The sequence below is a fragment of the Pseudomonas sp. EGD-AK9 genome (assembly GCF_000465935.2).
Classification (GTDB): domain Bacteria; phylum Pseudomonadota; class Gammaproteobacteria; order Pseudomonadales; family Pseudomonadaceae; genus Aquipseudomonas.
This window is the reverse complement of sequence record NZ_AVOF01000015.1, coordinates 1-503: the sequence shown is the minus strand read 5'-3', so window position 1 is coordinate 503 and position 503 is coordinate 1. Positions and strand designations below refer to the sequence as shown.

The 503-nt window shown below is 73.8% G+C and carries 1 pseudogene; it reads right to left on the bottom strand.

The window, feature by feature from the left end:
• Window positions 1-503, bottom strand: a pseudogene (locus N878_RS00760) (DNA ligase B); the annotation flags it as partial.

The window sequence follows — 503 nt, the reverse complement described above, 5'->3', positions numbered from 1 at the left end:
GTCGAGCAGGCCCTCCAGCTGGGCGTTTGCCACCAGGCTGTGCCAGGTGCCCGGGCCGACGCCGGGCAGGGCCAGGCCCCCTTTGCCGCCGAGCCAGCCCAGGCGCGCCTGGAACTGCTGGCGGCAGTTCGCGCTGAGGCGCCAGCAGCTCAGCGCGTGGTAGTCGGCCGGATTGGGGGCCTGCACCGGGGCGCGCTGCGGGCTGCGCCAGATCACCCCGTCCAGGCGCGGGATGGTCAGCCCGGCCAGGCGGATGGCCACCTGGTCGCCGGGCCGCACGTCCAGCGTGCGCCAGCCCTGCAGCGAACCCAGGGCGACGCGGCTGATGCGCCGCTCGTCGAGGTCGACCGGCTGCAGGCGCAGGATCGGGGTGATGCGCCCGCTGCGGCCGATGCTGAAGTCCACCGCCTGCACCACCGCCAGCGCCTGGCTCGGCGGGTATTTCCAGGCCACCGCTACAGCCTGCTGAAGGACGAACAGCAGTGGCGCGCCTTCGATCACCA